At 34.7% G+C, this 25,739-nt stretch carries 23 protein-coding genes; 13 read left to right on the top strand and 10 right to left on the bottom strand.

Features of this window, described 5'->3' with window-relative positions; all coding sequences use genetic code 11:
* The first annotated feature begins 1 nt into the window (after position 1).
* The 5 genes from BN2628_RS09845 (at position 2) to BN2628_RS09825 (ending at position 4,288) form a co-directional block, all read left to right on the top strand.
* A complete protein-coding gene (locus BN2628_RS09845) occupies positions 2-1,543 on the top strand; it encodes a T9SS response regulator signal transducer PorX (protein ID WP_044225915.1) in 1,542 nt (513 codons plus the stop codon).
* Positions 1,544-1,567: 24 nt separating this feature from the next.
* Positions 1,568-1,987 (top strand): tRNA (adenosine(37)-N6)-threonylcarbamoyltransferase complex ATPase subunit type 1 TsaE, encoded by a 420-nt coding sequence (tsaE, locus tag BN2628_RS09840; RefSeq protein ID WP_021930562.1) that lies wholly within the window; start codon positions 1,568-1,570, stop codon positions 1,985-1,987.
* Positions 1,988-1,999: 12 nt separating this feature from the next.
* Positions 2,000-2,218 (top strand): immunity 17 family protein, encoded by a 219-nt coding sequence (locus BN2628_RS09835; protein ID WP_055097032.1) that lies wholly within the window; start codon positions 2,000-2,002, stop codon positions 2,216-2,218.
* Positions 2,219-2,253: 35 nt separating this feature from the next.
* Entirely contained in the window at positions 2,254-3,198 is a 945-nt protein-coding gene (locus BN2628_RS09830; protein WP_044225909.1) for a glycosyltransferase family 10 domain-containing protein, read from the top strand.
* 325 nt (positions 3,199-3,523) lie between these two features.
* The gene (locus BN2628_RS09825) at positions 3,524-4,288 is read left to right on the top strand and encodes an outer membrane beta-barrel protein (protein WP_021930565.1); all 765 of its coding nucleotides are present in this window, start codon (positions 3,524-3,526) and stop codon (positions 4,286-4,288) included.
* Between the two features lie 68 nt (positions 4,289-4,356).
* On the opposite strand, the gene BN2628_RS09820 is transcribed toward BN2628_RS09825, so the two are convergent.
* From BN2628_RS09820 to hisS, 5 genes are all read right to left on the bottom strand, one after another.
* On the bottom strand, positions 4,357-5,265 hold the full coding sequence (locus tag BN2628_RS09820; protein WP_055097030.1) for a DMT family transporter: 909 nt from the start codon (positions 5,263-5,265) through the stop codon (positions 4,357-4,359).
* 145 nt (positions 5,266-5,410) lie between these two features.
* On the bottom strand, positions 5,411-6,358 hold the full coding sequence (cysK, locus tag BN2628_RS09815; RefSeq protein WP_021930567.1) for a cysteine synthase A: 948 nt from the start codon (positions 6,356-6,358) through the stop codon (positions 5,411-5,413).
* A gap of 172 nt (positions 6,359-6,530) precedes the next feature.
* Positions 6,531-7,874, bottom strand: a complete 1,344-nt coding sequence (locus BN2628_RS09810) for a sulfatase family protein (protein WP_055097029.1) — start codon at positions 7,872-7,874, stop codon at positions 6,531-6,533.
* 32 nt (positions 7,875-7,906) lie between these two features.
* Positions 7,907-8,407 carry a GNAT family N-acetyltransferase gene (locus tag BN2628_RS09805; protein ID WP_021930569.1) on the bottom strand — a complete coding sequence of 167 codons (501 nt, stop codon included), beginning with the start codon at positions 8,405-8,407 and terminating at the stop codon, positions 7,907-7,909.
* A 7-nt stretch (positions 8,408-8,414) separates the two neighbouring features.
* Positions 8,415-9,779, bottom strand: coding sequence for a histidine--tRNA ligase (gene hisS / locus BN2628_RS09800; RefSeq protein WP_055097027.1), 1,365 nt, complete (start codon positions 9,777-9,779; stop codon positions 8,415-8,417).
* A gap of 217 nt (positions 9,780-9,996) precedes the next feature.
* On the opposite strand from hisS, the gene BN2628_RS09795 reads away from it, so the two are divergent.
* Entirely contained in the window at positions 9,997-10,869 is an 873-nt protein-coding gene (locus BN2628_RS09795) for a nucleoside phosphorylase (RefSeq protein ID WP_055097162.1), read from the top strand.
* A gap of 377 nt (positions 10,870-11,246) precedes the next feature.
* Here the strand turns inward: BN2628_RS09795 and BN2628_RS09790 are convergent, their stop codons facing one another.
* From BN2628_RS09790 to BN2628_RS09775, 4 genes are all read right to left on the bottom strand, one after another.
* Positions 11,247-12,422 carry a TolC family protein gene (locus BN2628_RS09790; RefSeq protein ID WP_021930572.1) on the bottom strand — a complete coding sequence of 392 codons (1,176 nt, stop codon included), beginning with the start codon at positions 12,420-12,422 and terminating at the stop codon, positions 11,247-11,249.
* The gene (locus BN2628_RS09785; protein ID WP_055097025.1) at positions 12,419-15,508 is read right to left on the bottom strand and encodes a CusA/CzcA family heavy metal efflux RND transporter; all 3,090 of its coding nucleotides are present in this window, start codon (positions 15,506-15,508) and stop codon (positions 12,419-12,421) included. Before BN2628_RS09785 ends, BN2628_RS09790 begins: the two co-directional genes overlap by 4 nt.
* Before the next feature lie 21 nt (positions 15,509-15,529).
* Positions 15,530-16,684 carry an efflux RND transporter periplasmic adaptor subunit gene (locus BN2628_RS09780; RefSeq protein ID WP_055097023.1) on the bottom strand — a complete coding sequence of 385 codons (1,155 nt, stop codon included), beginning with the start codon at positions 16,682-16,684 and terminating at the stop codon, positions 15,530-15,532.
* 98 nt (positions 16,685-16,782) lie between these two features.
* On the bottom strand, positions 16,783-17,184 hold the full coding sequence (locus BN2628_RS09775; protein ID WP_154668447.1) for a DUF6769 family protein: 402 nt from the start codon (positions 17,182-17,184) through the stop codon (positions 16,783-16,785).
* Between the two features lie 634 nt (positions 17,185-17,818).
* Here BN2628_RS09775 and BN2628_RS09770 point away from each other — a divergent pair.
* The 7 genes from BN2628_RS09770 to BN2628_RS09740 all read left to right on the top strand — a co-directional run bounded on the left by BN2628_RS09770 (position 17,819) and on the right by BN2628_RS09740 (position 23,773).
* Positions 17,819-18,634: a MotA/TolQ/ExbB proton channel family protein gene (locus BN2628_RS09770; RefSeq protein ID WP_021930578.1), complete on the top strand. Its 816-nt coding sequence runs from the start codon at positions 17,819-17,821 to the stop codon at positions 18,632-18,634.
* 25 nt (positions 18,635-18,659) lie between these two features.
* Positions 18,660-19,277 carry an ExbD/TolR family protein gene (locus tag BN2628_RS09765; RefSeq protein WP_021930579.1) on the top strand — a complete coding sequence of 206 codons (618 nt, stop codon included), beginning with the start codon at positions 18,660-18,662 and terminating at the stop codon, positions 19,275-19,277.
* 11 nt (positions 19,278-19,288) lie between these two features.
* Entirely contained in the window at positions 19,289-19,945 is a 657-nt protein-coding gene (locus BN2628_RS09760) for an ExbD/TolR family protein (protein WP_021930580.1), read from the top strand.
* A gap of 31 nt (positions 19,946-19,976) precedes the next feature.
* Positions 19,977-20,807, top strand: coding sequence for an energy transducer TonB (locus BN2628_RS09755; RefSeq protein WP_021930581.1), 831 nt, complete (start codon positions 19,977-19,979; stop codon positions 20,805-20,807).
* 104 nt (positions 20,808-20,911) lie between these two features.
* Positions 20,912-21,145: a hypothetical protein gene (locus tag BN2628_RS09750; protein ID WP_021930582.1), complete on the top strand. Its 234-nt coding sequence runs from the start codon at positions 20,912-20,914 to the stop codon at positions 21,143-21,145.
* 14 nt (positions 21,146-21,159) lie between these two features.
* A complete protein-coding gene (locus tag BN2628_RS09745; RefSeq protein WP_021930583.1) occupies positions 21,160-22,113 on the top strand; it encodes a PstS family phosphate ABC transporter substrate-binding protein in 954 nt (317 codons plus the stop codon).
* 22 nt (positions 22,114-22,135) lie between these two features.
* Complete coding sequence (locus BN2628_RS09740; RefSeq protein WP_154668446.1) at positions 22,136-23,773, top strand: tetratricopeptide repeat protein; 1,638 nt, start codon at positions 22,136-22,138, stop codon at positions 23,771-23,773.
* A gap of 159 nt (positions 23,774-23,932) precedes the next feature.
* Here the strand turns inward: BN2628_RS09740 and BN2628_RS09735 are convergent, their stop codons facing one another.
* On the bottom strand, positions 23,933-25,504 hold the full coding sequence (locus BN2628_RS09735; RefSeq protein ID WP_055097018.1) for an Rne/Rng family ribonuclease: 1,572 nt from the start codon (positions 25,502-25,504) through the stop codon (positions 23,933-23,935).
* Positions 25,505-25,739: the final 235 nt, after the last annotated feature.

Below are 25,739 nucleotides of genomic sequence, written 5' to 3'. Positions count from 1 at the left end.
TATGAGAAATGATTTGATACTTTGGGCCGATGATGAGATAGATTTGTTGAAACCTCATATTTTATTCCTGAAACAAAAAGGATATGAAGTTGTTACAGTTTCCAATGGAAGAGATGCTCTGGAACAATGCGAGAAAGAGCATTTTGATTTGATTATTTTGGATGAAAATATGCCAGGGTTGAGTGGCTTGGAAACGTTGAGCCGTATCAAGGAGATTAGTCCGGAAGTCCCGGTTATTATGATTACGAAGAGTGAAGAGGAAAATATAATGAATCAGGCAATCGGTAATAAAATTGCTGATTATTTAATAAAACCGGTAAATCCAAATCAGATATTGTTGTCGATAAAAAAAAATTTATATCGGCGTGAAATTATATCCGAAAATACTACATCTAACTATCAGCAAGAGTTCAATCGTATTGGGATGCAGATAAATGAAGCATCACATTGGGAGGATTGGTGTGAAATATACAAAAGGTTGGTTTTCTGGGAATTAGAGCTGACTCAGGCCGATAGTAATATGGCGGATTTGTTGAAGATGCAAAAGGTAGAAGCAAATTCTGCTTTTGTGAAGTATGTGAAAAAAAACTATGAAAGATGGGTAACGACAGAGGACCATCCGCTTCTGAGTTATGAATTATTTAAAAACAGAGTGTTCCCTTTATTAGATGGGGGAGAAAGAGTTTTTGTTATTCTTATCGATAATTTCCGCCTCGATCAATGGAAGGTTGTAAAACCTATTTTGTCTGAGTATTTTACTTTTGATGAAGAATTATATTTTAGCATATTGCCAACAGCAACTCAATATGCTCGGAATGCAATATTTTCAGGGTTGATGCCAGATAGAATTGCCAAAATGTTCCCTGATTTGTGGGTAGATGAAGACGAAGAAGAGGGTAAAAATCTCAATGAAGCACCGCTGATACAGACTCAGCTTGATCGTTTTAGAAAGAGATATACATTTTCATATAATAAGATAAATGAATCTCAGTTTGGTGAAAAAATCATTCAGAATTTTTCACAACTGGAACGTCATCCATTGAATGTATGTGTACTGAATTTTATAGATATGCTTTCCCATGCTCGAACTGAGTCTAAAATGATTCGAGAGTTAGCTTATACTGATGCTGCATATCGTTCGTTGACAGAGTCTTGGTTCAGGCATTCTTCTGCTCTGGATTTGTTCAAGAAAATAGCAGAGAAAGATTATACTGTAATTTTGACTACAGATCATGGGACTATACATGTCGATAATCCTGTTAAAGTTATTGCTGATAGAAATACGAATACAAATCTTCGATATAAAGTAGGTAAGAATATGAGTTATAATCCAAAGCAAGTGTATGAAATAAAAGCTCCGGAGCGTTATGGTTTACCTTCTCCCAATGTGAGTTCCGCTTATATTTTTGCTACGAATCGAGATTTTCTGGCCTATCCTAATAATTATAACTATTATGTTAGTTATTATAAGGATACGTTTCAGCATGGAGGAATCTCAATGGAAGAAATGATGGTTCCTTTTGTAACAATGAAAAGAAAATAAATATATAACAATAGAACTGCTAAAATGGAAACGACAATACAGATAAAATCATTAGAAAGTATACAGGAAGCTGCACATGAATTTGTTCAGAAAATGGGAGATAGCACGGTATTTGCATTTCGTGGAGAGATGGGAGCAGGGAAGACCACTTTCATCAAAGCTGTTTGTGAAGAATTAGGTGTTGAAGATGTGATTAATAGTCCGACATTTGCAATAGTAAATGAATACCGTTCCAGAACAGGAGAATTGATATATCATTTTGACTTTTATCGGATTAATAAGTTAGAAGAAGTTTTTGATTTTGGATATGAAGATTACTTCTTTAGTGGAGCTCTCTGTTTTATTGAATGGCCGGAGAAAGTGGAAGATTTATTGCCGGGAGATTGTATAAATGTGTATATTTCAGAAAAAGAAGATAGAACTCGGGAGATAATAATAAAATAAGTTTTGTTGTATATGTCGGTAAGTTCAGTTATTGTAACGACGATATTTTTTTTATTGGGTATACTTTCTTTATTAGCTTCACTTGCTAATTGGGATTGGTTTTTTGCAAGTAAAAACAGCATTATATTTAGTCGTTGGTGGGGAAGGAAAGGAGCTCGAATATTTTATGGGATATTAGGAATTATTATTGTAGGAATGGCTATAATTCTTTGTCTGGATTTTTTTAAGTAATAATTATTCAAGAAAAGCAATACTTCATATCTTTTATGAAAACTATTAAAGTCAAATTTGTTGATTTTTGGAAAGGTTTTGATCCCCGCAATAATTTTCTGATGGATATCCTAAAACAGCGATATCATATTGAATTAAGTGAATCTCCTGATTATTTGATATTTTCTGTATTTGGTTTTACGAATTTGAATTATGAGAGGTGTGTAAAAATATTTTATACGGGAGAGAATCTTACACCAGATTTCAATATCTGTGATTATGCAATAGGTTTTGATTATTTGTCATTTGGGGATAGGTATATGCGCTTGCCATTATACGCAGTCTATGGTATTGAAAAGTTGGCTTCTCCAAAGGTCATAGATAAAGAAAAAGTTCTCAAACGCAAGTTTTGTAGTTATGTAGTTTCCAATAATATTGGAGCACCGGAGAGAAACCGTTTTTTCCATCTTTTGTCTGAATATAAAAAAGTCGATTCTGGAGGTAGGTGGGAGAATAATGTTGGAGGTCCCGTTCCTGATAAATTGGATTTTATTAAGGATTACAAATTTAATATTGCGTTTGAAAATAGTATGTATGACGGGTATACTACGGAGAAAATTATGGAACCTATGTTAGTTAATTCTTTACCTGTATATTGGGGAAACAGATTGATAAATAAAGATTTTAATCCAGCATCCTTTATTAATGTTTCTGATTTCCCTTCGCAGGAAGCTGCAGTTGAGCATATTGTTATGTTAGATAATAATGACGATATGTATTTATCTATATTATCGAAGCCGTGGTTCAATGATGAAAATTATTTGGATTGGAAAGTACGTTTTTTCCATTTTTTTGATAATATATTTAATCGACCGATAGATGAATGCAAATACTTGACTCCTTATGGTTTTTGTAGACATTATCGAAATCAATTACGATCGGCAAGATTGTTGAAACAAAGGTTGCGTCAATTAAGTAACCCTTTAAGATGGTTTCGATGATTTTTCATATGATGTCTTTTTATGGTTAACATTAAAATAATAAAATGTTTTAATGTTAATAATAGAAGATGTATTTATTCTATTTATATGCTTGTACATTTCTGTTTATATATCCATTATATAAATAATGATAATAAATATTGTGTTAAAATATTTAAAATGCTTTGTACTTTTCTTTATTTACTTAATCTTTGCACCGATTAAATTATAATATATAGTTAAAATATAAAAATCGTAGATATAGAAGCTATATTAAAGGTTGAAACGGCCTATAATTCAATTATACGTTTCAAAATTCCAAAATTATTAACTAAAAAAAATGAGTATGAAAAAATTAGCTCTTGTATTAGCTGTAAGTTTAGTTACATGTGCAAGTTCTTTTGCCCAGTATCAACCAGAAGCTGGGACAGTAACAACTGAAATTCAGTTTAATCCTTTTAACCAGGACGGAGAAAACTTTTCGATTGATGGTTTGAAATTGCGTTATTTCTTTAATGAAAAACACGCTCTTCGTTTGAATTTGGGTTTTGGTGTTGGTTCTAATAAATATTCTGACGATGGAGTAAATGAAACTACTGATGAAAAATGGTCGACAGATCTGAAGTCAAAAACTGGAAACTTTACCTTAGGTCTAGGTTATGAATATCATATAAATGTAGCTCCTCGTTTCTCTGTATATGTAGGAGGTGAAACTGGATTTACTGTAACTACGGCTAAGACTAAAATTAATGGTAAGACCGGTTCTGATGAGACAGATGTAACAATCAAAAACTATTATACAAATGATGTAGAGAATGGAATGGGAAATTTTGACCCGACAGATCCATTTAATGGAATTTCTCCAACAGGAGCTTTCACATATAACTTGCAAGCTTTGACAGGTTTTGACTTTTATATGTATAAAGGTTTATACTGTGGAGCAGAATTTGGTTTACAGTTCCGTACAACTAAATACAAAAATTTAGGTATTGAAGGTAAGGTTGCGGGTACTGATATTAAATCAGAAGATTTTGAAGATACTGCGAAGAGAACAAGCTTGAGCTTGGCATTTAAGGCTGTACCGGCAATTCGTTTAGGATGGAAATTCTAAGATAAACATCTAAAAATATAAAAATGCTTCCTCTCATTATTCTGTGAGGAAGCATTTTTTTTACTGCACTATTGTTTTTTAAGCCGGGATATGATGCTTTCTCCTTTAAAATATATTATTAAAGAACTGACAATGATAAGCATACCAGTTATGGTACTAAATGTCGGGTATTCTCCCTCTAACATGACCCAGCTGAGAATAGCTCCAAGTATTGGATTGATGAGGCGGCACATATTAATGTCGGAAACTTTACTCCCATTAGTTTGTAAGGCTATGAACCAAAAGCTGAAAGCAAAAACGGAAATGAAGACTAGTGTTCCTAAGCATATATAAAAACCGGTAGGTTTTCCTATAAAGCTATGAAATCCCTCAGTCGAAAGACCTATGATATAGATAAATAATCCCCCAAAAAACATTTGGACTGCATTTAGAAATATGGGATTTATTCGTGCTTTATCTTCTGATACAGAAATAGCAGAGTATCCTTGAAAGATGATACTTAAAATAAGTAGTATAATCCCCGCTAAACCTTTCCAGTCAAGAGGCTTGCCGTCACTTCCGGTACCAATAATGAGTATAAGGCCGATAAAACTTATAATTAAGCTGATTATTTTATAACAATTTAGCTTATCATTTCTCGCAATTAGATGAGCCAATAGGACATTTATTAATGGTGTCATTCCCATGATTATCGAAGATATAGCCCCACTGACAAAGTCAACTCCCCAGTAAAATGCTGTGTAGCCCATAAACATGTTGATGAATATTAGATTCAAAAATAATTTCCGGTTTTCCAGAATCTCTTTCCACATACTTTTATGCCAGGAATAAATGAATAGAATAATTCCTACAATAGTAAATCGTAATCCGGCAAAATTCATGGGAGTAAAGTCATAACTGAGTCCTTGTTTGATAAATGGATTGACAATGGCCCATAATACTGAAGCCATTATGGCATATAGTAGCCCTTTTTTCATAATGTATATTTGTTGGTTTGAAGATGCAAAGATATAAATAATAACTATAGAGTATTTATATCTCGATGTTGTCCCAAAGAAAATACCATAGAAAGGGTGATAAGGTCCTTTCTATGGTATTTGGGTGTATAGATTTGATGTTGCTTTATAGCGGATATTCTTCGAAGGCGTATAATACGGTAGATAAATATCTTTCTCCGGTATCAGGTAATAATGTTACAATACTCTTATTCTTGTTTTCTGAGCGTTGAGCTAATTGGGTAGCAGCATAAGTCGCAGCGCCAGAGGAAATGCCGACAAGAAGACCTTCTTGTTGGGCCAATTCTCTACTTGTACGTATAGCATCATCATTTTCGACTTTAATAATTTCGTCAACAACAATATTATTGTAAGTTTTAGGAATAAATCCAGCACCGATGCCTTGTATTTTATGAGGTCCGGGTTTCCCGCCGGAGAGTACAGGAGAGTCTGCCGGTTCTACTGCAATGATTTTTATATTTGGATTCAATTCTTTCAATCTTTCGCCTACACCACTGATGGTCCCTCCTGTACCTACTCCAGCGACAAATATGTCTATTTGACCATTGGTATCGCGCCAAATCTCTTCGGCAGTGGTTCTTTTATGAATAGCCGGATTTGCAGGGTTTTCAAATTGTTGCAAAATGATACTTCCTGGAGTATTGTTTCGTAGTTCTTCAGCTTTGGCAATAGCACCTTTCATTCCCTCAATTCCTGGGGTGAGTATGATTTCTGCACCTAAAGCTTTTAACAAATTTCTACGTTCGATACTCATTGTATCTGGCATAGTCAGTATCAATTTATATCCTTTTGCTGCGGATACGAATGCTAACCCTACTCCGGTGTTACCGCTTGTTGGTTCTATAATAACGGCTCCTGGTTGTAAATTGCCTGTAGCTTCTGCAGTTTCTATCATAGATAATGCTACTCTATCTTTGACACTTCCTGCGGGATTAAAGTATTCCAATTTTCCGATAATCCGAGCAGGAAGGTTATGTTTACGATTAAAATTGGAAAATTCCAATAATGGAGTATTACCGACTAAGTCGGTTAGTTGTTTTGCTATTTTTGTCATAATGTTCAATTTTTTTATTCTGTATTGTACAAAGGTATGGACCTCTTTAGAAAAATGCAATCACCCCTATAAGGTATTTTTCTACCATATATGTGGTATTTACAAAAGAAAAACCATTTGCCTTCTTAACATTGGAGAAAGACAAATGGTTTTTGTTATGATAAGTAAATCTTTATTTTATTTTAGGAGTTGCATTTTTTAGCTTAGGCACATTATTATTTTCGTGCCATTCATTTAATAATTTACGATGTTGGTCAAGTATGTTCTTATATTTTTCCTCAACAGCAAGATTTATCATTTCACCTCTATCATTGTTCATGTCGTATAGCTGTTCTCTATATTTACCTTTATCATAAACAATATATTTATAATTGCGGGTGCGCACCATCCATCCTTTAGTGGTAGAGTTATCGAATTGAGTTTCACAAACGATATAGTCGTGTATAGGTGTATCAGATATTTTTTCGACTATTGGTTTGAAACTTTTTCCTAAGCAATAATCAGGTATGTCGGCATTTGCAAATTCACAAAGTGTTGGCAATAAATCTATCCCGTTATTTATAAGTTGGTGCGTTATTTTACCTGCATTTTTGTTTTTAGGAAGTTTTACTATGAGAGGTATATTGGTAACTTCCTCATATAATGCAGATTTTTGATTCCAATGATGGGCACCTACACCATCCCCGTGATCTGAAGTAAAAATAATTAATGTATTTTCGCTAAGTTTTAATTGGTCAAGGGCATCAAGGAGTTTCCCAATTTCGGAATCTACATTTTCAACTAAACGATAGTATGCGTTCCTATAACGGCGCCAGTCATCAGGAGTATATCGAGTTACGGGATATCCTTTATAGTTGTTTTCTTGTTCTTGGCGAATGACATCAGCATCGTAAGGGGCAATTGCAAAATTTGCTGGTAGATTGGGACAATCCTCAATATTAGGTTCGGTTATTTCAGCGAAGGGCAGATTCTGACTTCGTGCATATTCACATATATTATGAGGATTATCATAAGCAGCAACTAAGAAAAAAGGTTTGTCGTGCTTTTGTTTTAGAAAGTCAATACAAGATTCAGATAGCCCGTAGTCGTTGTGCCCATACAATTTTTTAAATCCGTGTATTGAGTCCGGAATATCCGATTCAGGAATATGCCATTTCCCTGAATATGCACATTCATAACCTGCAGCTTGAATGAGGTTTCCGAGCCCTTTCCCCATATATTCTTGGGGAATAGATGAGCCATTAACTAATTGCTTCAACTTGCCAGGAGTTACACCTGTGAACATCGCTGCACGAGAAGGAGTACTTAATGGACATGCACAATAAGCATTGGTAAAACGTATACCATTTTGGGCAAGTCGGTCTATATTGGGTGTCTTGACATCTGGGTTACCGGTGCAGCTTAGGGCGTTAGCGGTATGTTGGTCGGTAAAAATATACACAATATTGGGTTGCTTTTGGGCGGATACAATACTGGCCGTTAATCCCAGAGCTCCCGTGATAAGCAGCTTCTTCATATATTTATGTGAAAAATGATTAAGTAAATTAATTATATAGTTATTGACATAATGTAATCATTCATATAATATCCGTTCCCGATAGGAAAATCTCCGCTACGTACTATTGTGTAACCCATATGTTCATAGAACTGTTTTGCTTTATTTGAACGGTTTACATTCAGTTCGATAGTACAAGGGGTATGAGGACAAAGACTTTTTATGTAATTAAAAGCAGTTTCCATTAGAAAACGTCCTGCTCCGGAACCTTGAGCATCGGGGAGTACATAAATTTTCTGTAGATGGAAAAGCTGTTTGTTTTCTTGTTCAATAGAAATATAGCCACAAGGTTTATTATCATTGTAAGCAATAAAGTATTGGTGCTTATCTGGTCCCATCTGTTGGTGGAGGGAGGGAATAGAATACATCATTTCAAACATATAATCCAATTGTTGAGGGGATAATATATTGCCGTATGTATGTTTCCACACTTGGGATGCCAATTGTTGTATTAGACCCGCATCATTTATATCGGCTTTTCTGACAGTAAACATCGTATTGTTATTTATTAATGAATGAAATAATATCTTCTGCAGAGAGTAATTGTTGTTCTCCAGTAATCATATTTTTCAATGTGATTTTGCCAGCTTCGATTTCTGTTTCTCCTACTAAAGCAACATAATTAATTTTTTTTGTATCTGCATATCCCATTTGCTTTTTCATTTTTGCTGCTTCAGGATATATTTCAGCCCGTATACCTGCAGTTCTGAATTGGGCGAGATACTTTATGCATATAGCTTCTTCTGTTTCTCCAAAATTTACAAACATTATCTGAGTGGTTTGTAAAGAATCTTTTGGATATAAATTTAGTTGATTTAATACGTCGAAAATGCGGTCGGCACCAAAAGATATGCCGACACCGGATATTCCCGGCATACCGAATACACCAGTGAGATTATCATATCTGCCTCCACCTGTTATACTTCCTATTTCTACATCTAATGCCTTTACTTCAACGATAGCTCCGGTATAATAGTTCAATCCACGAGCTAGAGTTAAGTCTATTTCTAATCCGGATCGCAAAGGCGAAGTATCGATTTTGTTAAGTATATATTCTAATTCATTGATACCTTTTATTCCTATTTCCGAATTCTTCAATATCTTTTTTAAGGTAGCTAATTTTTCTCGGTTGCTCCCTTTAAGTAGGATGATAGGTTGCAACATGGTGATGGCTTTATCCGGTATGCCTTTTAGGCGTAATTCTTCGTTGACTTTTTCTAATCCTATTTTATCGAGTTTGTCTATGGCTACAGTAATATCTATAATTTTTTGAGTTTCTCCGATTATTTCGGCAATTCCACTTAATATTTTTCTATTGTTTAATTTTATAGATACTCGTATTCCAAATCGATGGAATACTTCATCCATTAGTTGTAGCAATTCAACTTCGTTGAGAAGAGAGTCTGAGCCGACTACGTCTGCGTCACATTGATAGAATTCACGGTAACGACCTTTTTGAGGACGGTCTGCACGCCACACAGGTTGTATTTGGTAACGTTTGAATGGGAAGTTTATCTCATTCCGGTGCATGACAACAAAGCGGGCAAATGGAACAGTTAAGTCATATCGGAGACCTTTTTCACAGAAAGTAGCAGCCAGCTTATTTGTATTTCGAGATAGTAATTCTTCATCATTGGTATTTGAAAGAAAATCTCCTGAATTAAGAACTTTAAAAAGTAATTTATCTCCCTCTTCTCCATATTTTCCCATAAGAGTAGATAAGTTTTCCATTGCAGGAGTCTCAATTTGCTCAAACCCGAAAAGTCGGAATACATCGCTAATTGTATTGAATATATAATTGCGTTTGGCCATCTCTATGGGGGAGAAGTCGCGCGTACCTTTAGGTATGGATGGTTTTGCTGCCATAATTATAGTAGTTTCCGTAAAATGAAATGATAAATTAGTTATTCCTTACTTTTACAAAGATACTATTTTTTTTGTTTTTATTCTATTGACGACTTTAGGAATCGTTTTTACCAAAATTATTCATTAAGATATTTTCTGGTATTGCCAGACTAATGTATCATTCTTTTTTGTATATTCGTCTTCAACATTAGTAAATAACCTAATAGAAAGTATGGCTATGAAACATTTTCCTGAATCAGAATTAATTATCAATCAGGATGGGAGTGCATTTCACCTTCATATACGTCCTGAACAACTCGCCGACAAAGTAATTCTTGTTGGAGACCCTGGTCGAGTAGATCTTGTAGCTTCTTTTTTCGATATGCGAGAATTTGATATTTCGAGTAGAGAGTTTCATACTATAACAGGAGTTTATAAAGGAAAACGGATAACGGTCATATCTCATGGTATAGGAACAGATAATATAGATATTGTTGTAAATGAATTAGATGCGTTGTCTAATATTGATTTTAAAACTCGCTATGAAAAATCCGAGTTTAGACAACTGACAATGGTGCGTATTGGTACTTCAGGAGGTTTGCAACCGCATGTCCCTGTAGGCACATTTGTCATTTCACAAAAATCTATAGGTTTTGATGGGGTCTTGAATTTTTATGCCGGGCGTAATGCAGTTTGCGATCTTGATTTTGAAGAAGCTTTTTGCCAACATGTAAAATGGAATCCCCTATGGGCAAAACCTTATGTAATTGATGCTGATCCTGATTTGGTAGAACAGATTGGCCGGGGAGAAATGGTAAAGGGGGTTACTATTTCGGCTAATGGTTTTTATGGACCACAAGGTCGTGAATTGAGATTGCCATTGGCAGATAAAATGTTGAACAAAAAAATTGAGTCTTTCAAATATAAAGATGGTCATGTCGTGACAAATTATGAAATGGAGAGTTCCGCATTGGCTGGTTTAGCGAAATTGATGGGGCATAAAGCAATGACCGTATGTATGATTATTGCGAATAGAGTTGCACATAATGCAGATAGCAATTATAAAGATTCAATAGGAGATTTAATAAAAACAGTGCTCAATCGTATTTAAATTAGGTTATCATAAATATAGATAATTAAGAAAAGCGGCTCAGAACTTCCATTGTAAGAATCTGAGCCGCTTTGCCTCTTAATAAGGAAAAGATGTACCTTAATCTACTGCTTTTTGTATTATCTATTTTCTTTTTAGACTTTTGTTTTTGAAGCTTGTTTTTGAGCCTAATCAAAAAATTATAAAATCCAAAAATACCAATAAATGATTGATTTATCTTTCCTTTATTTAATGTTTTCCACCACTTTATCGGTGATGATAAAGAATATACAAAGATATCAAAAAATCAATATAAATATCAAAAATGTTTAAAAATTTTATGTATTTCTTGAATATAATGTTCTGATTGTTATAAGAAAAAAGAAATAAACGGCATTTTATAATTTATATTTATACAATTGTGCTACTAATTTTTGATATTCGCTTTCAAGTTGTATGTAGTTTTCGATAGTTTGATATACCTGGACTGCCTCTACAAAATATTCTGATAAAGAAATTTGACCTTCATTCAGGGCTTTTTTCAGTAAATCCAGTGTATTTTGGGAATTTAATAGTCTTTCGTAGTCCTGTTTTGATTTTTCGAGACTTACCGCTTGAGTATATATTCCCTGTAATGTTGTTTCATTAATCATTCTGGAACTTTCTATTTGCATATTTGTGTATAGGGACATTGCTTTTGCCTGCTTTATTTTATTTTTATTCTCGTACAATGGGATAGAAACTCCAAATGTTATTCCATTCGAGACGTCTTCTCCTGCTTCTCTTTTATACCCTAATTCAAATTTCGGGAGCCATTGAGATTGATTTAGTTTAATTTCTCTTTGTGCTATTTCTTTTTCTTTTTCTAAAGCAATTAAAGATGCATCGGCTGCTAAAGCTTCCACTTTCCAAGTATCAAAATCTGTAGGTAATGTTACCGGTGTGTATGTCGTCCCATTTAAAGTTATTGGTATACCACCATTGAAACTTTGTAATTCTTTTTTTTTGGTTTCAAGAGCAGATTTTGTCCTTCTTGATTCAGTCTGAGTGTTCAATAACTCCATATCTATTCTATTCGATTCCAGAATATTAGCATCTCCTTCCGATACACGTTTCTTATATAGTTCGGAGAGTTGTTCTGCATTTTGTAATCGTATATTTTGATATTCAAGTAAACGATTTAAAGCAATTATGTCTATACAGACGAGTTTGGCATCAAGTAAAATAGTTTGTCTTAATTCCCAGTCTTGTTGGTCATAAAGAGAAGATTTTAACTTTACTAATTTGTTACGATTTATATAAACTGTAGGGAAATCGAATCCTTGAGAAATTGTTAATTCCCGACTTGTCCCCAATGTTTTCGGATTACTCCACAGATGGTCATAAGCAATATTCGGATCAGGTAAAGTATTTCCGACAGAAGCTTCTAATTTCTTGGATTGTGAAAGTTGGGTATTTGCTTTTAGAGCTTTATTATTAGACTCTATATTTCTAAGAACTTCTTCAATATTATTTTGAGCTCTTATTCCTATGAGTGTAAAGAATGACAAAAAGATTATGATAAGGCTTTTCATATTTGTTCTTTTTTATGATTTAGATGAAGATAAACAATAGGTATAACAAAAGCGTTTAAAAAAGTAGATGTTATAAGTCCTCCCAATATAACTTTTGCCATTGGACTTTGAATTTCATTGCCAGGCAAATCTCCACCTAAAGCTAATGGTATCAAAGCTAAAGCTGAAGATAATGCAGTCATTAAAATTGGATTCAAACGGTCCAATGATCCGGTCAAGATTGTATCGGTCAAAGAATGTCCTTCGTTTTTTAATTGATTATAATGTGATACTAAGAGCATACCATTACGTGTAGCAATGCCAAATAATGAGATGAACCCTATAATTGCTGGAATACTGATTTCTCCCGTTGTAAATCGTAATATAAATACTCCGCCAATAAGGGCAAGTGGAAGATTTAATAAAATAGTACCGGCTTCTTTTCCATTGCGGAACTCATTATAAAGTAATAGGAAAATAACCAAAATTGATATCATGGAAGTGAATAGTAATGTACGGGATGCAGCTTGTTCACTTTCAAATTGTCCTCCGTATTCGATATGGTAACCTTCTGGTAATTGTATATTATTGTTTATTTTTGCCTGTATGTCATTAACGACACTTCTTAAATCCCTATCTGCAACATTGGCAGATATGACAATTTTTCGTTTTACGTTTTCTCTATTAATAGTATTGGGACCAGAGGAAGATTCTATGTTGGCAACTACAGCTAACGGAACTTTAGTCCCATTGGCATCTATCATTAGCTCTTTTATTTTTTCAATATTATCCCGTTGTGTATCGTTTACTTTTACAGTTAAATCAAAAGTTTTACTTTCTTCATATACTTGAGATACAACTTCTCCGGCCAGTGCAACATCGACAAATTCTGCAAATTCGGGGAGTGAAATTCCAAATTTTGCAAGCATTTCGCGTTTAGGCTTAATTTTCAATTGAGGACGTTCGATTTGTTGCTCTACATTTAAATCGACGACTCCTTTAATATCACTGATAGATGATTTTATCTGATTTCCTAAAGAGAACATACGGTTCAGATCGTCGCCGAATAATTTAATAGCGATTTTTGCCTGAGACCCTGATAACATGGCGTCGATACGATGTGAAATAGGTTGGCCGATTTCTATATTAACTCCTGACAAAGAGCTTAGTTTTTGACGAATGTCAGCAATCAATTCTTGGTGAGAACGGTCTTTTATTTCATAAGGAGCTTCAATTTCAGAGACATTTACACCCAATGCATGTTCATCTAATTCTGCTCGTCCGGTTTTTCTCGCAACTGTTTTTATTTCCGGTACAGATAATAACAATTCTTCTGCCCGTTGCCCGATTTTGTCCGATTCTTCAAGCGATATTCCGGGTAAGGTACTTATATTGATGGTGAATGAACCTTCGTTAAATGGAGGTAAAAAACTGCGACCAAGAGTGAAGAAAAGAGCCAAAGCCACAATAAATAATCCGAGAGTTCCTCCTAAAACAATATTCTTATGGTTGAGAGACCAAATCAAAGATTTTTTATATATGTTTTTTAAAGTTCTGGCTACCCAAGGCTCTTGATTGAGTTTGTCATTTTCTTTTTTATTCCCTAATAAATAACTGCATAGTACTGGTGTCAATGTCAATGCAACTATTGTAGATGCTAATAATGCTATAATAAAAGCTATACCTAAGGGCATAAGCATACGGCCTTCCATTCCTGATAGAAAAAATAGTGGGACGAAACTTACAATGATAATAAGGGTAGAATTTAATATAGGCATCCTGACTTCTTTAGAAGCTTCGAATATAACGTCTATTGCCCGTTTCCGTTCCTTTTCTGGCAATAATTTATTTTCTCTTAGTCTTTTATATACGTTCTCAACATCTACGATAGCATCGTCTACTAAAGAGCCTATAGCAATGGCCATCCCTCCTAAGCTCATCGTATTTATAGTTAAACCCATAAAATGTAAGGTGAGTATTGATACCAATAATGATAGGGGTAGAGCAACCAATGAAATAATTGTCGTTCTAAGATTCATTAGGAACAGAAATAATACGATAATAACGAAAAATGCCCCTTCAAATAACGATTTCTGTATATTATCTATAGAATTATCAATGAAACGAGACTGCCTGAACACATCATTCGAAATATATACATCAGGTGGCATAGATTTTTGCAAATCGATAATAGATGCATCTAATGCCTTGGTTAAATCTAACGTACTTGTATTTGGCTGTTTGGTAACTGTAACTAAAACTGCAGGGTTCCCTTTTTCAGAAGCTAATCCCAACTTGGGTGCTTTATTCCCTATTTGTATCGTAGCTATATCTTCTAATAGGATAGGGACGTTATTCTCTATTTTTACAATAGATTTGGAAAGCTCTTCTGTGTTATTAGTCGATAGTATTCCTCGAACAATATATTCATTTCCGAATTCGTATAAAATTCCTCCATTAGCATTTTGATTCATATTTCGGGTTACATTCATAACTTCATTTAGGCTTATACCATAGTGTTTCATTCGAGCTGGGTCAAGGAGTATCTGATATTCTTTGATTTCACCACCGATAACGGTAACTTGTGCTACTCCTCCAGTGGAAAGAAGACGTGGGCGAATTGTCCAGTCGGCTAATGTCCTGAGCTCTTGTAATGATGTGGTATCGGATGTAATCCCTAATATCATAACTTCTCCCAATATGGAAGATTGTGGCCCCATGGTCGGAATTCCTGCTGTTTCAGGGAGAATCCCATTCAGAGCGGTAAGTTTTTCAGAAGTTATTTGGCGAGCCCTGTATATATCTGTACCCCAGTTAAATTCTACCCAGACAACGGAAAATCCGGTAGTAGAAGATGAACGTACACGTCTCACATCAGTCGCTCCGTTTACTGCTGTTTCGACAGGAAATGTAACCAAACGTTCTACCTCTTCAGGGGCCATTCCTGGGGCTTCGGTCATGACTACTACAGTAGGGGCGTTAAGGTCGGGAAATACATCTACGTCCATATTTATAGCTGTAAATGTTCCGGCAAATAAGAGAATTATGGATGCTATCAATATAAGTAGACGGTTATTCAGAGAATAACGGATAATTTTATTTAACATACTCTTTTTCCTTTAATGATATTAGTGACTGTGAGAATGACCTTCAGGTATTATATTGCTGTTGGCTGCCAGTTTTATTTGGTAAGCTCCTTCTGTAACTACTCGGTCACCGGCTTTAATTCCTGATAATATTTGTACATCTTTACCATTGTTGGCTCCTATTTGTACTTCCTGCTTTTTGTATCCGTCTTCGTCTAATTGTATATATACGAAATAGGCTCCCTGCTCTTCTGTGAGTGATGTTATGGGGAGAACAAGAGCTTTTTCAATAGGAGCTGATAACAGATATACTTCAACAAATGCTCCCGGGATAATATCGCCTTTGTTATCGAATTCAAAAGTGACAGGAATATAGAATGAGTTGTTACCTGAAGATTTTCCATATGAGACCATTCGTCCGTTTAGTTGGGGGAGCTCATATATTTTATTATCATAAGGGGTTTTGAAATTTGCAGTCCGAATAGTAGGTAATGCTTTATAATTTCGTTCTGATAAATCGGCTCGAAGAATTAATTTTTTGTTTTGAGATATACTTAAAAGAGGTTGTCCCGTTGTTACATAATCACCCTCGTTCACTAATTTATTTTTGATATACCCACTTATTGGAGATATGACTGTTACACCTTTCACTCCTAATCTGTTTCCTGTGGCTTCATATGCAATACGAGCTGTTTCAAAATTTTGTTTAATTTGATTGTACTCTTTTTCGGATATTATTTTATCCTTAATAAGGGAATTAGCTCGTTTCAATTCGGTTTCTGCACTTTCATAAGCAATACGCAATTTTTCCGTTTGGTCTCCGTCTACTATATTTTTAGAAGAAATGGAGGCTAAAGTTGTTCCTGCAGCTACATAACTTCCGTCGACAATTCGAGTTTTGCCAAATGCTATAACTCCAGGAACGGTTGCTACTATAGTACTTTCATCTCCTTGTGCTCCAGAAATTTGCCCGCTTGTTTTTATAATTTGATTAAAATTCTTAGGTTCAATAGTTTCTACTTTGACTCCTGATGCCTGTGCTTTTTCTTTTGGTAGAATAATCTCGTCAGAGTGAGCCTCTTCTGTTTTATGATTGTGGATATCATTGTCTTCTTGATTGGAGTGTGAAGATGTAGAATGGTTACAACTTATTAATATGTAAGCCGATAATATAAGATATAAGAAAATTTTTTCCATTGTGTAATTGATTGTAAATTAGTAATGAGAATATATCAATAGTCTTTGTATCTCGCAGATACAAAAATGTACATACATAATAATTACGTATGTTCAAATTACCCAATGGAATGAGGAGGAGCTCTTAACTCGGAAGAGTGGGATAATAGAATTCCATGTAATTGTTCTACATATACCGAACAATTGAGAAAATCGGTAATGTTGGTTTCTATAGGACCAGTAGGAATTTCTGATAAGTTAAATACTGTCTGTACAGGTTGGATATGAATGCACGAAACATGGCATATGTGGATTCTTTCTGCTTGTTTGAATTTTGCAATACAATTGTCATCGCAAGGTACCTTATGGCAATTTTGAGTATCTGTCGGAACGGTTTCTGTAGCAAAAGCTTGTAAACAAAGCATACCGTTGTCGTGATGATGATGAGGTAATACGGCTATTGCCAACATTATAAATGTAGCAAGGCATAAAAAAAATATTGATGATGTATTCCTCTTCATGCCGCAAATATAGTAAACAATCTGGATAATTAATAAAAATATTTCTTGCACCTTTTTTATTTTTAACAACTTGTTTAATATATATTTTCTCTGTTTAGATGGGAGAAATGTAATTGTGACGTTAATTTATTGAATGATTGTAAAATAAGAATTTGCAATTAACATTGTTTTATTATAGCTTTAAAAAAAGTATTGGCTGAATATTTCAATTTAGTGTGTTTTTAACTATAAAAACAATAAAACCGCGGTTTAAAGGGGCATCAAAAAAAAGCACATTATTTTTTTATCTGAAAATATTGTACTACATTTGACGCACAAATGTTTATTGGATTATTGTGCAAACAGGGGATATTCTTATAAAATATCAGGCAGAATACAATTAAAAAGATAAACTTTCGTTTTTCTTATATGATGTAGTATAAAATGTAAAAATGAAAGTTTAATGTTCCGTTTGAAATACACATGAGATACCATGGATGCTGATAATGGATGAAACAAGCGTAAAATTTATATTTAAACTAAAAACAAAAAGACTAAAGCTTCTTAAAAAACGAGGCTTGTTTTGAAAGACGGATTTACAATTATTATCAAACTAATTTAATTTAACAGTCAACCACTTAGAATTTTTTTTATTATGGAAACTAAAAAAACAAAAAAAGTTAAAAGATTTCGTGGCATTGAGTCTGCATTCTTGGTGATCGTAGGATGTTTCATTGTTGCCCTTTGTATTTTTAAATTTGTTTTGGGTAACCCTGACAACTTTATGAATGGAGATCCTTCCGGTCATCCACTGCCTGGAAATATGTTAGGTACTATTTATAAAGGAGGTATCATTGTACCAGTTCTTCAAACTTTATTATTGACCGTATTGGTATTGAGTGTTGAGCGTGCTTTTGCTATCTCTAAAGCTAAAGGAAAAGGTAATCTAACTAAATTTGTTCAGAATATTAAAAATGCTTTAGCTGCTGGTGATATACAAAAGGCTCAGGATCTTTGTGACAAACAAGGAGGTTCAGTTGCTAATGTTGTTACTTCTGTATTGAACAAATATGTTGAAATGGAGGGTAACGATACATTGACCAAAGAACAAAAATTGTCTTATATTCAAAAAGAGGTAGAAGAAGCCACTGCATTGGAACTGCCGAGTTTAGAGCAAAATCTTGCAGTTGTAGCAACTATGACAACTTTAGGAACTTTGGTCGGACTGCTGGGTACTGTGTTAGGTATGATCAAGTCATTTGCTGCTTTGGCTAATGCGGGTGCTCCTGACTCTGTAGCATTGTCCACTGGTATTTCTGAAGCACTTGTAAATACGGCTTTTGGTATCGCAACTGGTGCTTTGGCTGTAATTTCTTACAACTTCTTTACTAGCAAAATCGATAAAATTACTTATTGTATCGATGAAGTTGGATTTACAATTGTCCAAACTTACGCTGCTACGCATAAATAATTAATTAAGAAAGGAACGATTAATTATGCCAAAAGTAAAAGTAAAAAGGAAGAGTACGCTCATTGACATGACCGCGATGAGTGACGTGACTGTACTTTTGCTTACATTCTTTATGTTGACCTCTACTTTCGTGCAGAAAGAACCTGTGCAGGTGGCTACTCCTGCTTCGGTCTCGGAGATTAAGATTCCCGAGATTAATATCCTTCAAATATTAGTCGATCCTCAAGGAAAGATTTTTATGAGCTTGGATAAACAGGAAGATCGGGTAGCGGTATTAGAGGAATTAAGTAAAGAGTACAATGTCAATTTTACTCCTGAACAAGTAAATAAATTTAAACTTATCAATTCGTTTGGAGTTCCTATCAAGCAGATGCCTGCGTTTTTGGATCTTCCTACGGATGATCAGGATCGTTTGTTGAAGGATTATGGTATTCCCATTGATACTACAGCAAATCCTAGTAATGAGTTTAAAGCTTGGGTGAAAGCGGCTCGTGCGCAGAACCCGGATTTGAGAATTGCAATTAAAGCAGACCAAGCGACCCCGTATCCTAATATTAAGAATATCATGACTTCTTTGCAGGATATACGAGAAAATCGTTATAATCTGATTACGACACTTAAAAGCGTACCCGCAGAAAATTAAATTGAACCATTATGGCAGAAGTACAACAAAAAGACTCGGGGGGAAAGAAGGGTAAACAGAAAAAAATGAATATCCGGGTAGACTTTACCCCGATGGTCGATATGAACATGCTTTTGATTACATTCTTTATGCTCTGTACGTCATTGAGTAAACCGCAGACTATGGAAATTAGTATGCCATCCAATGATAAGAAGATTACAGAAGAAGATCAAACTAAAGTTGCAGAATCTCGAGCTATTACGTTAATATTGGGAGAAGATGATAAGGTGTATTATTATGTAGGATTACCCGATTATAATGATTACACATCATTAAAGGTTACAACGTATGATGCTGACGGTTTACGGGCTTTGTTACTTGATCGGAATAGAGATATAGTCGCAAAGATTAAAGAATTAAAGAAAAAGAAGCTCAATAAGGAGATCACAGACGAACAATATGACGAACAGGCTATAGAAATTAAAGGTGTTAAAACTGCGCCTGTTGTTATGATTAAAGCTACTGATGATGCTACTTATAAGAACCTGGTTGATGCTCTTGATGAGATGCAGATTTGTAGTATTAGCAAATATGCTATCGTGGACCTGACAGAAGGCGATGAATTCTTAATTGATAACTTGAAACAAAAAGGAGCCCTGACGGGGCAAATTGATGAATCAAAATTGTAACAAAAACTAATGACACTAAAAAGTAGAAGAAATGGCTAAAATAGATTTAACTTCGAGAGAGTGGTGCGATTTGGTTTTTGAAGGTAGGAATAAAGCTTATGGCGCTTTTGAATTACGTCAAAGTTCGCCTAAACGTCATAATATAGCTATGATTATAATTATAGTTGTTGCTGTTATTGCGTTTTCTGTTCCTGCTTTGATTCGTTTCGTAACTCCCGAAAAAGTAGAAGAGGCTATGACAGAGGTTACGACATTGTCGAAACTTCCTGAAGCTGAAGTAAAGAAAAATGAGGATTTAAAACCTCTTGCTCCGGAGACTCCTCCTCCTCCTCCTTTGAAAAGTTCTATTAAGTTTACGGCTCCCGTAATCAAAAAGGACGAAGAAGTAAGTGAGGAAGATGAGATAAAATCTCAAGATGAATTGGCAAAAAATGATAAAGTTGCTATTTCTATTGCCGACGTAAAAGGTAATGACGAAATCAATGGTGCTGATATTGCCGATTTTAAAGAAGTTGTAAGACCGGAAGCTCCGAAAGAAGAAAAAGAGGTTCCTTATCAGGCCGTTGAGCAGATGCCTCAATTTCCTGGTGGTGACGCTGAGTTGATGAAATATATTCAGGATCATTTGAAATATCCTGTAATTGCTGCTGAAAATGGTATACAAGGTCGTGTTATTGTACGTTTTGTGGTATCAAAAACAGGAGAAATTCAGGATGTAACAGTATTGAGGGGGGTAGACTCTTCTCTCGATAAGGAGGCTGTTCGTGTGATAAAATCGATGCCTAAATGGATTCCTGGAAAACAAAATGGTAATAATGTAGCCGTTTATTTCACCGTACCGGTTATGTTTAAACTTATGTAATCTTGAATTGTTTATATACAAGATACATGATATAGTATACTCCGCAATCCCTGTATCCTTTTTTGGATGTTTGGGTTGCGGGTATTTTAGATTAATACAAGCCTATGGAAGAGAAAATGGAAAAGACCGGGAGAAATGATGCTCCGAGAAGATTAAATCCGGGATATATATTCGGGATATTTATGATTATAGTTTATTTAGGAATGGCCTATTTACTAGTGTTTACTCCGTTGTTTGAACAAAATTTTTCACCGGCATTTCGTTATTCGATAGGAATAGTATTTTTGATATATGGAGTTTATCGAGCTTACCGTCAGGTAAAAGCTTATAAAAAATAGAAAGGAGGCCTTCTATGATATTCCGTTTGAAAAGGTGGATGCCGTTAGTGGCAGTGATGTGCGTTGCTGGAATTGTCTCCTGCAATACTTCTCCAAAAGAGAAGCAAGATACACCTACGTCTGGTGTTATCAGAATTAGTGCAGATGAAACTTTTGCACCTATAATACAACAAGAGATTGATGTGTTTGAGAGTACATATCCTGATGCAGGAATTGTACCTGAATATGTTAGTGAAGTAGAAGCTATTACGATGCTTATTCGTGACAGTGTACGTTTGGCTGTTACGACACGTAGTCTTACAAAGGAAGAAGAGGCTGCGTTGAATAGTAAAAAACTGTTTCCTAAGACTGTAAAGATTGCGACTGATGGTATCGCTTTGATTATAAATAAACAGAATCCAGATTCGTTGATTCGAGTATCTGATATTCGTAAAATTCTGACAGGAGAAATAACAGACTGGAATCAAATATATCCGAAATCAAATTTGGGTAAGATACAATTAGTATTTGATAATGCTAATTCCAGTACAGTGCGTTTTGCTATAGATTCTATATGTCAAGGGAAACCATTATCCCCTGATTTGAGAGCACAAAAAAGTAATTCTGGGGTGATTGATTATGTTGCTCAAGACCAGAATGCTATTGGCGTAATTGGTGCGAGTTGGATTGGTAATAAAAGTGATACGACCAATCTTTCTTTTTCTGACAAGATTACAGTTATGAATGTTACGGCAGATGATGTTGCAACTTTAGCAAATAGCTATAAGCCGTATCAAGCATATTTAGCAATGGGAACTTATCCGTTGACTCGGAATGTATATATAATTGTTACTGATCCTCGAAGTGGTCTACCCACCGGTTTTACGACATTTGTATCGTCAGATAAAGGACAACGTATTATTTTAAAAGCTGGAATGGTTCCTGCAACGCAGGCCATCCGGATTGTCAATGTAAGAGATGAATTATAATAATTAAAATAAGGTTTAAGTTATGAAGATTAAATTCCTATTACTTTCATCGCTGATTTTTGTAGGAGGGATGACTATGAAAGTTTCGGCAGCCAGTTATGCCGATGGTATAGAGTATTTTAAATCAGGGCAGCCGGATCGTGCTAAAATAATTTTGCAACGAACATTTAACGATGCTAGCACAAATAAAGCAGAGGCCTGTTATTATTTGGGAGAAATATATTCGGGCATGCAGAAAAATGATTCAGCAATGTACTATTATAAAGAAGGTATAAAGATTGATCCTCTCTATCCTTTTAATAAAATAGGTGAAGCTAAATTGATGTTAAAATCTAATACTAAGGGGGCTGAATCTATTTTTAAGGAAATATTAAAAGAAAAAGCGAATAAGAAAAATCCTGCTGTTCAGTTGGCTATTGCTAAGGCTTATTATGAAAATGTAATGCCAGAATATCAGAAATATTTAGATAAAGCAATTGATGCAGATAAGAAATTTGCAGAAACTTATTTATTCCAAGGAGATATGCTTGTAGATAAAAAGCAGTATGGAGATGCTTGTGGATATTATGAGATGGCAATCAGTTTTGATGTAAATTGCGTGCCTGCTTATGTAAAGTATGCAAATATTTATTTCCCGATTAATTCAACACTTGCTATACAGAAATTAGAAGATTTGAAAGCTTTGGCTCCCAATTCTGCTATCATGCAACGTGAATTGGCTGAGGCTTATTATAAAAATAATCAGTTTGGAAAAGCTGTAGATGCATATGCTCAATATATGGCTAATCCTAATCATTTTGATTCCGATCAACCTCGTTATGCTGCGTTGTTGTTCTTTGACAAAAAATATGATGAATCACTGGCTTTGGTAAATGAATTGTTAAAGAAGGACCCCAATAACTTTGTGTTGAAACGTTTGGCGATGTATAATTATAATGAGCTTAAACAATACGATAAAGCTCTTGAAGCTGCAAAAACGTTTATGCCGACGTTGGATAATCCAGGATTTACCAGTCGTGATTACGTGATGTATGGGGCAATATTGATAGAGAATAAGCAAGCAGACCAAGCAATTCCTTTGTATGAAAAAGCTTTGCAAGTAGATACTGCTAATGTACAACTTTACCAAGATTTGAGTGACGCTTATCGTATGGCAGGGCAATATGGTAAAAGTGCTGATGCATATAAAGAGTACATGAAACGTACAGGAGAGGCTTCTACTATGGATTATTTTTCATTAGGAGGTATTTATTATCGGGCAGGAAGTACAGCCCCTTCTACAACTCCAGAAGAATTAGCTGTGAAGAATGCTTATTTCATGGAAGCAGATAGTTTATTTACTCTTGTTGCAGAACGTGCTCCTGAAGATTATCGTGGTTTCTTGTGGCGTGCTCGGGCAAATGCAGGGCTTGATCCTGAGACGGAACAGGGTTTAGCTAAACCATATTATGAACAAGCTATGGTGCTTTTAGAGAAAGATCCTTCAAGTAAATCTGCATTAGTAGAATGTTATAAGTATTTAGGATATTATAATTATTTAAAAGAATATGCAGGTAATGTGAAAGGTTTCCCTGAGACTCGTAAGTATTGGAATAAGGTGCTGGAGGTATCTCCAGAAAGTGCTGACATAAAAGCCGCATTGGACCAGTTACCTAAATAAGATATTCTGATTTAATAGTGTAAAAGTAGTTTGTATTTATTTGCTATTTTTATTGTTATTATAGAAAAGAAAGAATAAAGTGAAAAAGTAAAAGCCTGAAAATTTTTAATTTTCAGGCTTTTACTTTTTATTACATAATAAAAATAAAATCTTTATTAACTACTTTATTTCAATTTCTTCTTTTAAATCAATCTCTTCTTTTTCTTTATTGTAAAATTTATATTCGAGAAAAGCAAGTGACTGATCCGGTATTAATTTAAAATGAAATGTATATTTACATTTCCATTGCCATTTAAGGGAGAAAAATCCCTGATTGATAAATGCTGCAATAAAAGGATGCACATGTAAGTAGAAGTTTTTGATCTTGAGTTTATTGACCATGTATGCAATCTTATCTTCTAACCGATCTGTAAATAAAATTGAGGGGCGGATAGTACCTTTGCCAAAACATGTAGGACAATCTTCATTAGTATTGATATCAAGAGCCGGACGTACACGTTGTCTTGTTATTTGCATCAGTCCGAATTTACTTAATGGTAGGATATTATGTTTTGCCCTATCTGCTGCCATTAGCTCTTTCATGCGGTCATATAGCTTTTGACGGTTCTCTGGGTCTTGCATATCGATATAATCGATAACAATGATACCACCCATATCCCGCAGTCTTAACTGGCGGGCAATTTCTTCTGCGGCATACATATTTACGTCTATAGCATTGCTTTCTTGGTCAGAAGTTGATTTTGAACGATTACCACTATTGACGTCAATTACATGTAAAGCTTCTGTATGTTCTATAATCAAATATGCTCCGCTTTTAAATGATACTGTTTTACCAAATGAAGATTTTATTTGCTTAGTTATTGCAAAGTGGTCAAAGATGGGTAAATCACCTTTGTATAGTTTTACAATATCTTTGCGTTCAGGAGCTATTAGGCTTACATAATTATAAATTTGTTGGAATACGGTTTCTTCGTTGACATGTATACTTTCGAAAGATGTGTTGAATATGTCGCGAATTATACCGACTGTTCGTCCCGTCTCCTCAAATATTAGAGATGGAGTTTTGGCTTTTTGAAGCTTTAACAGAGAGTCTTCCCAGCATTTTACTAATGTTTTGAGCTCATTATCCAGTTCTGCTACTCTTTTATTCTCTGCTACGGTACGTACGATAACTCCAAAATTTTTAGGTTTTATACTTTGGATCAACTGTTTTAACCGAGCTTTTTCTTCGCTGGATTTTATTTTTTGAGATACCGATACTTTGTCGGCAAATGGTATTAGTACGAGAAAACGTCCGGCAAAAGATATTTCGGCAGTGAGGCGAGGGCCTTTGGACGAAATAGGTTCTTTGGCAATTTGGACTAAAACTTCTTGCCCTACTTTTAAGACATCACTGATCGTTCCTTCTTTATCGATATCGGGCAATGTATTGAATTTGCTGATTGATAATACCCGTTTGCGGTCAGATAAAGATTGTTTTACGAATTTTGCACATGAGTTAAATTGTGCTCCTAGGTCTAAATAATGTAAAAATGCATCCTTTTCGTAACCTACATCTACAAATGCAGCATTTAGTCCAGGCATAAGTTTTTTGACTTTTCCTAAATAAATATCGCCTACCGAAAACGATATATTTCGAGCTTCTTTTTGCAATTCTACTAAACGTTTGTTTTCGAGAATTGCAATGGAAACTTCTTTAGGTTGGACATCTACTACTAATTCGTTGGACACTGTTAAATTTTTTTAGGTTCCGAAAATTTGGTGTTAAAATCTGTGCTTTTTTATGCTTATTTATTAAAGCACAAAGAACAAACTTAGAAAAGACCTTTTCTTATAAGTTTGTTCTTCAAAACTCTTAATAAAACTGTAGAGTATACAGACATTATTTTTTCTTCTTATGTCTGTTTTTTCTCAGTCTTTTTTTGCGTTTGTGTGTGGACATTTTATGTCCTTTTCTTTTTTTTCC

It is taken from the genome of Gabonia massiliensis, assembly GCF_001403595.1.
GTDB classification, from domain to species: Bacteria; Bacteroidota; Bacteroidia; order Bacteroidales; family Coprobacteraceae; genus Coprobacter; species Coprobacter secundus.
This window is presented reverse-complemented; position numbering and strand designations above follow the sequence as displayed.

Excerpts from the sequence above, each read along its gene's own strand:
- BN2628_RS09745 (WP_021930583.1), top strand. The coding sequence starts at position 21,160 with ATGATATTCCGTTTGAAAAGGTGGATGCCGTTAGTGGCAGTGATGTGC.
- BN2628_RS09785 (WP_055097025.1), bottom strand. The coding sequence starts at position 15,508 with ATGTTAAATAAAATTATCCGTTATTCTCTGAATAACCGTCTACTTATA.
- BN2628_RS09810 (WP_055097029.1), bottom strand. The coding sequence starts at position 7,874 with ATGAAGAAGCTGCTTATCACGGGAGCTCTGGGATTAACGGCCAGTATT.
- BN2628_RS09835 (WP_055097032.1), top strand. The coding sequence starts at position 2,000 with ATGTCGGTAAGTTCAGTTATTGTAACGACGATATTTTTTTTATTGGGT.
- hisS (WP_055097027.1), bottom strand. The coding sequence starts at position 9,779 with ATGGCAGCAAAACCATCCATACCTAAAGGTACGCGCGACTTCTCCCCC.
- BN2628_RS09805 (WP_021930569.1), bottom strand. The coding sequence starts at position 8,407 with ATGTTTACTGTCAGAAAAGCCGATATAAATGATGCGGGTCTAATACAA.
- BN2628_RS09830 (WP_044225909.1), top strand. The coding sequence starts at position 2,254 with ATGAAAACTATTAAAGTCAAATTTGTTGATTTTTGGAAAGGTTTTGAT.
- BN2628_RS09790 (WP_021930572.1), bottom strand. The coding sequence starts at position 12,422 with ATGAAAAGCCTTATCATAATCTTTTTGTCATTCTTTACACTCATAGGA.
- BN2628_RS09760 (WP_021930580.1), top strand. The coding sequence starts at position 19,289 with ATGGCAGAAGTACAACAAAAAGACTCGGGGGGAAAGAAGGGTAAACAG.
- BN2628_RS09845 (WP_044225915.1), top strand. The coding sequence starts at position 2 with ATGAGAAATGATTTGATACTTTGGGCCGATGATGAGATAGATTTGTTG.
- tsaE (WP_021930562.1), top strand. The coding sequence starts at position 1,568 with ATGGAAACGACAATACAGATAAAATCATTAGAAAGTATACAGGAAGCT.
- BN2628_RS09765 (WP_021930579.1), top strand. The coding sequence starts at position 18,660 with ATGCCAAAAGTAAAAGTAAAAAGGAAGAGTACGCTCATTGACATGACC.
- cysK (WP_021930567.1), bottom strand. The coding sequence starts at position 6,358 with ATGACAAAAATAGCAAAACAACTAACCGACTTAGTCGGTAATACTCCA.
- BN2628_RS09820 (WP_055097030.1), bottom strand. The coding sequence starts at position 5,265 with ATGAAAAAAGGGCTACTATATGCCATAATGGCTTCAGTATTATGGGCC.
- BN2628_RS09755 (WP_021930581.1), top strand. The coding sequence starts at position 19,977 with ATGGCTAAAATAGATTTAACTTCGAGAGAGTGGTGCGATTTGGTTTTT.
- BN2628_RS09825 (WP_021930565.1), top strand. The coding sequence starts at position 3,524 with ATGAAAAAATTAGCTCTTGTATTAGCTGTAAGTTTAGTTACATGTGCA.
- BN2628_RS09740 (WP_154668446.1), top strand. The coding sequence starts at position 22,136 with ATGAAGATTAAATTCCTATTACTTTCATCGCTGATTTTTGTAGGAGGG.
- BN2628_RS09750 (WP_021930582.1), top strand. The coding sequence starts at position 20,912 with ATGGAAGAGAAAATGGAAAAGACCGGGAGAAATGATGCTCCGAGAAGA.
- BN2628_RS09770 (WP_021930578.1), top strand. The coding sequence starts at position 17,819 with ATGGAAACTAAAAAAACAAAAAAAGTTAAAAGATTTCGTGGCATTGAG.
- BN2628_RS09780 (WP_055097023.1), bottom strand. The coding sequence starts at position 16,684 with ATGGAAAAAATTTTCTTATATCTTATATTATCGGCTTACATATTAATA.
- BN2628_RS09795 (WP_055097162.1), top strand. The coding sequence starts at position 9,997 with ATGAAACATTTTCCTGAATCAGAATTAATTATCAATCAGGATGGGAGT.
- BN2628_RS09775 (WP_154668447.1), bottom strand. The coding sequence starts at position 17,184 with ATGAAGAGGAATACATCATCAATATTTTTTTTATGCCTTGCTACATTT.